The sequence below is a fragment of the Streptomyces sp. NPDC058231 genome (assembly GCF_042882275.1).
Taxonomy (GTDB): Bacteria; Actinomycetota; Actinomycetes; order Streptomycetales; family Streptomycetaceae; genus Streptomyces.
The window spans coordinates 116,822-123,554 of the sequence record NZ_JBHVWN010000014.1 but is presented as its reverse complement, the minus strand read 5'-3'; the positions used below and the strand labels follow the sequence as shown (position 1 = coordinate 123,554).

Here is a 6,733-nt window from a genome sequence, read left to right as displayed (position 1 = left end):
GGTCCGGGAGACGGAGAGGCCCTGGGGGCACACGGTCCGTGTGCCCCAAGGGCCTCTGCGCAGTCTGGGGCGGTCTGGACCGCCGACGTCAGACGGTCTCGCTCAGCGTGGTCTCCGGGGCCGCCCCGCGCAGCGGCACCTCCTTGACGAACAACGCCGCCAGCAGGGGGATCACGCCGACGCAAGCGCCGACCAGGAAGGCGATGTGCGTGCCGGACGACACCGCGAACTGGTACGCCTCACGCACCGGGTCCGGAAGCTTCGCCAGGCTCGCCGCGTCCAGCTGCGCGGACCCCGCGGTGGCTCCCCCGCCGCCGCGGGCCGTCATCTCGTCCTGCACCCGCCCGGTGAACAGCGCTCCCATGATGGCGACACCGAAGGAGCTGCCGAGCGTACGGAAGAGGGTGGTCGCGGAGGAGGCGACGCCCATGTCCTTCAGCTCGACGCTGTTCTGCGCGACGAGCATCGTGATCTGCATCAGGAAGCCCATGCCCGCGCCGAGCACCGCCATGTAGACGCCGGAGGTGAAGCGCGTGGTGCCGGTGTCCATCTGCGAGAGCAGGAACAGGCCGGCCACCATCAGGATGGAGCCCACGATCGGGAAGATCTTGTACTTACCGCTGCTGGTGGTGATCCGTCCGGCGAACAGCGAGACGACCATCATCGACAGCAGCATCGGCAGGAGCAGCAGGCCGGAGTTGGTCGCCGAGGCCCCCTGGACGGACTGCTGGAACAGCGGCAGGAAGAGCACCGCGCCGAACATCACGAAGCCGGTCATGAAGCCGATGATCGACATCAGGGTGAAGTTCCGGTTGTGGAAGATGTGGAGCGGGATGATCGGTTCTGCGGACTTGGTCTCGACGAAGACGAAGCCGACGAGCGAGACGACACCGATCGCGATGAGCTCCATGATCATCGCCGAGCCCCAGGCGTACTGCGAACCGCCCCACGTGGTGACCAGCACGATCGCTGTGATGCCGAGGGTCAGCAGTCCGGCGCCGAGGTAGTCGACCTTCGCCTCGGTGCGTCTCTTGTTCGGCAGGTGCAGTACGGCGGTGACCATGGTGAGGGCGACCGCGCCCAGCGGCAGGTTGATGTAGAAGCTCCAGCGCCAGCCGAGGTGGTCGGTGATGGTGCCACCGACCAGCGGCCCGCCGATCATGGCGATGGCCATCACACCGGCCATCAGCCCCTGGTACTTGCCGCGCTCACGAGGCGGCACCAGGTCGCCGATGATCGCCATGACGCCGACCATCAGACCGCCGGCGCCGAGCCCCTGGACGGCACGGAAGCCGATCAGCTGACCCATGTCCTGGGCCATTCCGCTGAGCACGGAGCCGATCAGGAAGACCACGATGGACGTGAGGAAGATGCCCTTGCGCCCGTACATGTCGCCGAGCTTCCCCCAGATGGGGGTGGATGCGGCGGTGGCCAGGGTGTACGCGGTGACGACCCAGGAGAGATGCTTCAGGCCCCCGAGGTCACCGACGATGGTCGGCATGGCCGTGCCGACGATCAGGTTGTCGAGCATGGCCAGGAGCATGGTGATCATCAGGGCGAGCATCACCACCCTGACACTGCGCTGCCGCGGCTCGGGCACGACGAGCGGCTCGTCGGCGATCTTTTCGGCCGCTTTGCCGTCCGCCTCCCCGCCCGCCGCGTTCTTCAGGTCCGACATGATCCCCACTCCCCTGATCCCCCGTCAGCCAGGGACTTACTTGCCGCCCGGCTAGTTGACTACACTGGGAAAAATAGACCCTTTACTAGCCGGGCGTCAAGTAAGTTTTTGGGAGAGCACCATGGGCAGCACGCAGCAGCCACGCCGGGGCAACACGCGCCAGCGCATCCAGGACGTCGCCCTGGAGCTCTTCGCCGAGCACGGGTACGAGAAGACCTCGCTGCGCGAGATCTCCGAGAAGCTGGACGTCACCAAGGCCGCGCTGTACTACCACTTCAAGACCAAGGAAGACATCCTCGTCAGCATCTTCGAGGACCTCAACCGGCCCCTCGAGGAGCTGATCGCCTGGGGCAAGGAGCAGCCGCGGTCCCTGGAGACGAAGAAGGAACTCCTGGCCCGGTACAGCGACGCGCTGATCGACGCGGCGCCGCTCTTCCGTTTCCTCCAGGAGAATCAGGCGGCCATGCGCGATCTCAGCATCGGCGAGACCTCGAAGCGCCGGTTCATGGAGCTGCTCGATCTGCTCAGGGACCCCGAGGCCGCCCTCGCCGACCAGGTCCGCTGCGTCAGCGCGCTCTTCTCGATGCACGCCGGGATGTTCGTCCTCAAGGACAGCGACGCCGAAATCGAGGACCGCCGCAAGGCCCTCCTCGAAGTCGCCGTCGATCTGGTCACCCAGGCCCACAGCCCGGGCCCCGCGCGTTAGCGGGATCCGGGCCGTGGTGGAGTCGTACGGTCGGGTCAGACCGTGACGCCCTCCTTGTGCAGGAACATGACCGGGTTGATCGCGGAACCGTAGTTCGGGGTGTTACGGATCTCGAAGTGGACGTGCGGGCCACTGGAGTTTCCGGTGTTGCCGGAGAGGGCGATCTTCTGCCCCATGCTCACGCTCTGACCGATGTGCACGTCGATCCGCGACAGGTGGGCGTACTGCGAGTACGTACCGTTGGCGTGCTTGATCACGATGGCGTTGCCGTACGCGGGGCCGTCACCGGCGCCGTTCGGGCCGGCCTTCACGACGGTACCGGCGTGCACGGCCTCGACCTTGGTGCCGATCGGTACGGCGAAGTCCTGGCCGGAGTGCTTGTGGGCCCAGCGGCTGCCGTCGTTGCCGAAGCTGGCGCTCAGCTGGTAGTGGTTGACCGGGGCCTCCCAGGAGGTGGCCTTCTTCGCCGCCGCCTTCTTGGCCGTGGCCGCCTTCTTCACCACGGCGGCCTTCTTCGCCACGACCTGCTCGGCGATCTTGGCTGCCTTGCCCTGCACCGCCGCCTGCTTGGCGACCGAGTCGGCAGCGGTGGCGCCTACCAGCTCCGCGGTGTGGGGGAAGCCCGCAGTGCCGGCCGCGAACGCAGCGCCAGCACCGAGAACCATCGACGTCCCCAGACCGGCCGCCATCACGGCGCCACGGACACGGGACAGGGACGGACGGCGGGAGTGCTTGAACGTAACGCGCTTCGACATATGCGGAGATCCTCCGTATGTGAGTGGACCCGGCGGGTATGCCGGGCTTGCCATCCCTTGGTAACCCGCCGACCCGCCAGGACTCAAACACCCCATCTACGAAGAAAAGCCGTATTTAGCACCTCGGGAACTCGCCGCCACCACCCTCGACACCTCCGACGTCGCACCCCCTCGAATCTCTTCGCCCGGACGGGTTTAACCCCAGTTCCAAAGCGCTCATATCGGACAGATCCCAGCGTTTCGGGCCTCTCGGGCTATCGCCTCGAAAGACTCGCCCAGCCCCGGGGTGGAGACCCCTCCCGCGATCGCCCGTCCGTCTCCTAGCTCCCGTAGTAGGCCCGAAATGGGCTGTGCGCCTTGTCACCGCCGGTGGGACCTAAGGCCTTCCGTTTCGGGACCTTCGGCGGGCAACCCGGACACGCCGACACGGCCGGCGTCCAGCTCCCGGGTACGACACCGAGCAGCGCCCGGCGGGCGACCGCCACCCGGCCACCGCCCTCCCCCGTGGCCGGGCGCCTGCGCTGCCTGCCGGTCCGCGAGCTGGACGGCCCCACCGCTCGCGGAGGGCCCGCGGGCTCCCATCGAGCCTGCCCGGGCCTTCAGCGCCTTCCTGAGGCCGCCCTCGCACCGATCGCCTCCGCCCCCGTCCCCCTGTTGCCACCTCCGCCTCACGCCGCGGGCGGGCCGGGGCACACGGAGCGGCACCCGCAGGGGGCGGGCACGAGGGAGGTCGAAGGGGGGAAGGCGGACGCGGGCGCTGGACGAGCGCACAGGGCACTGGGCGGACAGCACTGGGCGGACACGAGAAAAGGGGCTGCCCCGGAACCGTGGGAAACGGTCCGGGGCAGCCCCTCGCGATGCTCAGGCGCTCAGCGCGCCCTTACACGTCCTTCGTCATGTTCGGGCCGGCGCCGCCTGCCGCCTGCTCGATCGGCGGGACGTCGGGCAGTGCCGACTTCTCCTCGCCACGGAAGGTGAACTTCTTCTCCTCACCCTCACCCTCGGTGCCGACGACCACGATGTGACCGGGGCGCAGCTCACCGAAGAGGATCTTCTCGGAGAGGATGTCCTCGATCTCGCGCTGGATCGTCCGGCGCAGCGGCCGGGCGCCCATCACGGGGTCGTAGCCCTTCTTCGCCAGGAGCGACTTGGCTTCCGAGCTGAGCTCGATGCCCATGTCGCGGTCCTTCAGGCGCTCGTCCACCTTGGCGATCATGAGGTCGACGATCTGGATGATGTCTTCCTCGGTGAGCTGGTGGAAGACCACCGTGTCGTCGACACGGTTGAGGAACTCCGGCCGGAAGTGCTGCTTGAGCTCTTCGTTGACCTTGTTCTTCATCCGCTCGTAGCCGGTCTTGACGTCGCCCTGGGCGGCGAAGCCCAGGTTGAAGCCCTTGGAGATGTCCCGGGTCCCGAGGTTGGTCGTCATGATGATGACCGTGTTCTTGAAGTCCACGACCCGGCCCTGGGAGTCGGTCAGGCGACCGTCTTCCAGAATCTGGAGCAGGGAATTGAAGATATCGGGGTGGGCCTTCTCGACCTCGTCGAAGAGAACGACGGAGAACGGCTTGCGGCGCACCTTCTCGGTGAGCTGGCCGCCCTCTTCGTAACCCACGTAACCGGGGGGAGAACCGAAGAGGCGGGAAACCGTGTGCTTCTCGCTGAACTCCGACATGTCGAGGGAGATCAGCGCGTCCTCGTCGCCGAAGAGGAATTCGGCGAGCGTCTTGGAGAGCTCGGTCTTACCGACACCGGACGGGCCGGCGAAGATGAACGAGCCACCGGGGCGCTTCGGGTCCTTCAGACCGGCTCGCGTACGGCGGATCGCCTGCGAGAGGGCCTTGATGGCGTCCTTCTGGCCGATGACGCGCTTGTGGAGCTCGTCCTCCATGCGCAGCAGACGGGAGGACTCCTCCTCCGTCAGCTTGAAGACCGGGATACCGGTCGCCGTGGCCAGGACCTCGGCGATGAGCTCGCCGTCGACCTCGGCGACGACGTCCATGTCGCCGGCCTTCCACTCCTTCTCCCGCTTGGTCTTCGCCGCCAGCAGCTGCTTCTCCTTGTCGCGGAGGGAAGCTGCCTTCTCGAAGTCCTGGGAGTCGATGGCCGACTCCTTGTCGCGGCGGACACCCGCGATCTTCTCGTCGAACTCGCGGAGGTCCGGCGGCGCGGTCATCCGGCGGATGCGCATCCGGGAGCCGGCCTCGTCGATCAGGTCGATCGCCTTGTCCGGCAGGAAGCGGTCCGAGATGTAGCGGTCGGCCAGCGTCGCGGCCTGGACCAGCGCCTCGTCCGTGATGGAGACACGGTGGTGGGCCTCGTAGCGGTCGCGCAGACCCTTGAGGATCTCGATCGTGTGCGGCAGCGACGGCTCCGCGACCTGGATCGGCTGGAAGCGGCGCTCGAGCGCCGCGTCCTTCTCCAGGTGCTTGCGGTACTCGTCGAGCGTCGTCGCACCGATCGTCTGGAGCTCGCCTCGCGCCAGCATGGGCTTGAGGATGCTCGCCGCATCGATCGCGCCCTCGGCGGCGCCCGCACCCACCAGGGTGTGGAGCTCGTCGATGAACAGGATGATGTCGCCGCGGGTGCGGATCTCCTTGAGGACCTTCTTCAGACGCTCCTCGAAGTCACCGCGGTAGCGGGAACCCGCGACGAGCGCGCCGAGGTCGAGGGTGTAGAGGTGCTTGTCCTTGAGGGTCTCGGGCACCTCGCCCTTGACGATGGCCTGCGCCAGGCCCTCGACGACCGCCGTCTTGCCGACGCCGGGCTCGCCGATGAGGACCGGGTTGTTCTTGGTACGGCGGGACAGCACCTGCATGACCCGCTCGATCTCCTTCTCGCGCCCGATGACCGGGTCGAGCTTGGATTCACGAGCGGCCTGGGTGAGGTTCCGGCCGAACTGGTCGAGCACCAGGGACGTGGAGGGCGTGCCCTCCGCGGGGCCGCCCGCAGTGGCCGCCTCCTTGCCTCCCGAGTAACCGGAGAGCAGCTGGATGACCTGCTGCCGCACCCGGTTCAGGTCGGCGCCCAGCTTCACGAGGACCTGGGCTGCGACGCCCTCGCCCTCGCGGATCAGGCCGAGCAGGATGTGCTCGGTGCCGATGTAGTTGTGGCCGAGCTGAAGAGCCTCGCGGAGCGACAGCTCCAGGACCTTCTTGGCCCGGGGCGTGAAGGGGATGTGCCCGGACGGGGCCTGCTGGCCCTGACCGATGATCTCCTCCACCTGCTGGCGGACCGCCTCGAGCGAAATCCCGAGGCTCTCCAGGGCCTTAGCGGCGACACCCTCACCCTCGTGGATAAGGCCCAGGAGGATGTGCTCGGTGCCGATGTAGTTGTGGTTGAGCATCCGGGCTTCTTCCTGAGCCAGGACGACAACCCGCCGCGCGCGGTCGGTGAACCTCTCGAACATCGTTAATCGCTCCTCAGAGCGGTCAGGCAGTAAGGGGTCGGTCCCCTCCCTGTCCTTCCGCAGCTTAGTCCCGCAAGCGGGGACCGCTCATTCCAACTGCCGACACCCGTTCTTGGCCTCCTGCCCCGAACGCCGACAACTGCTCCAACCCGATGGTGCGAGACGATGTTCCCGCAGGCCAGGCA

The 6,733-nt window shown here is 67.3% G+C and carries 4 protein-coding genes; 1 reads left to right on the top strand and 3 read right to left on the bottom strand.

Features of this window, described 5'->3' with window-relative positions:
• Window positions 1-88 precede the first annotated feature (88 nt).
• Entirely contained in the window at window positions 89-1,678 is a 1,590-nt protein-coding gene (locus tag ACFVXE_RS13250; RefSeq protein ID WP_389671259.1) for an MDR family MFS transporter, read from the bottom strand.
• Window positions 1,679-1,799: 121 nt separating this feature from the next.
• On the opposite strand from ACFVXE_RS13250, the gene ACFVXE_RS13245 reads away from it, so the two are divergent.
• Window positions 1,800-2,384: a TetR/AcrR family transcriptional regulator gene (locus tag ACFVXE_RS13245; RefSeq protein ID WP_389671258.1), complete on the top strand. Its 585-nt coding sequence runs from the start codon at window positions 1,800-1,802 to the stop codon at window positions 2,382-2,384.
• Between the two features lie 35 nt (window positions 2,385-2,419).
• On the opposite strand, the gene ACFVXE_RS13240 is transcribed toward ACFVXE_RS13245, so the two are convergent.
• On the bottom strand, window positions 2,420-3,139 hold the full coding sequence (locus tag ACFVXE_RS13240) for a M23 family metallopeptidase (protein ID WP_389671257.1): 720 nt from the start codon (window positions 3,137-3,139) through the stop codon (window positions 2,420-2,422).
• Window positions 3,140-4,019: 880 nt separating this feature from the next.
• Window positions 4,020-6,548, bottom strand: coding sequence for an ATP-dependent Clp protease ATP-binding subunit (locus ACFVXE_RS13235; RefSeq protein WP_389671256.1), 2,529 nt, complete (start codon window positions 6,546-6,548; stop codon window positions 4,020-4,022).
• Between the last annotated feature and the right edge of the window lie 185 nt (window positions 6,549-6,733).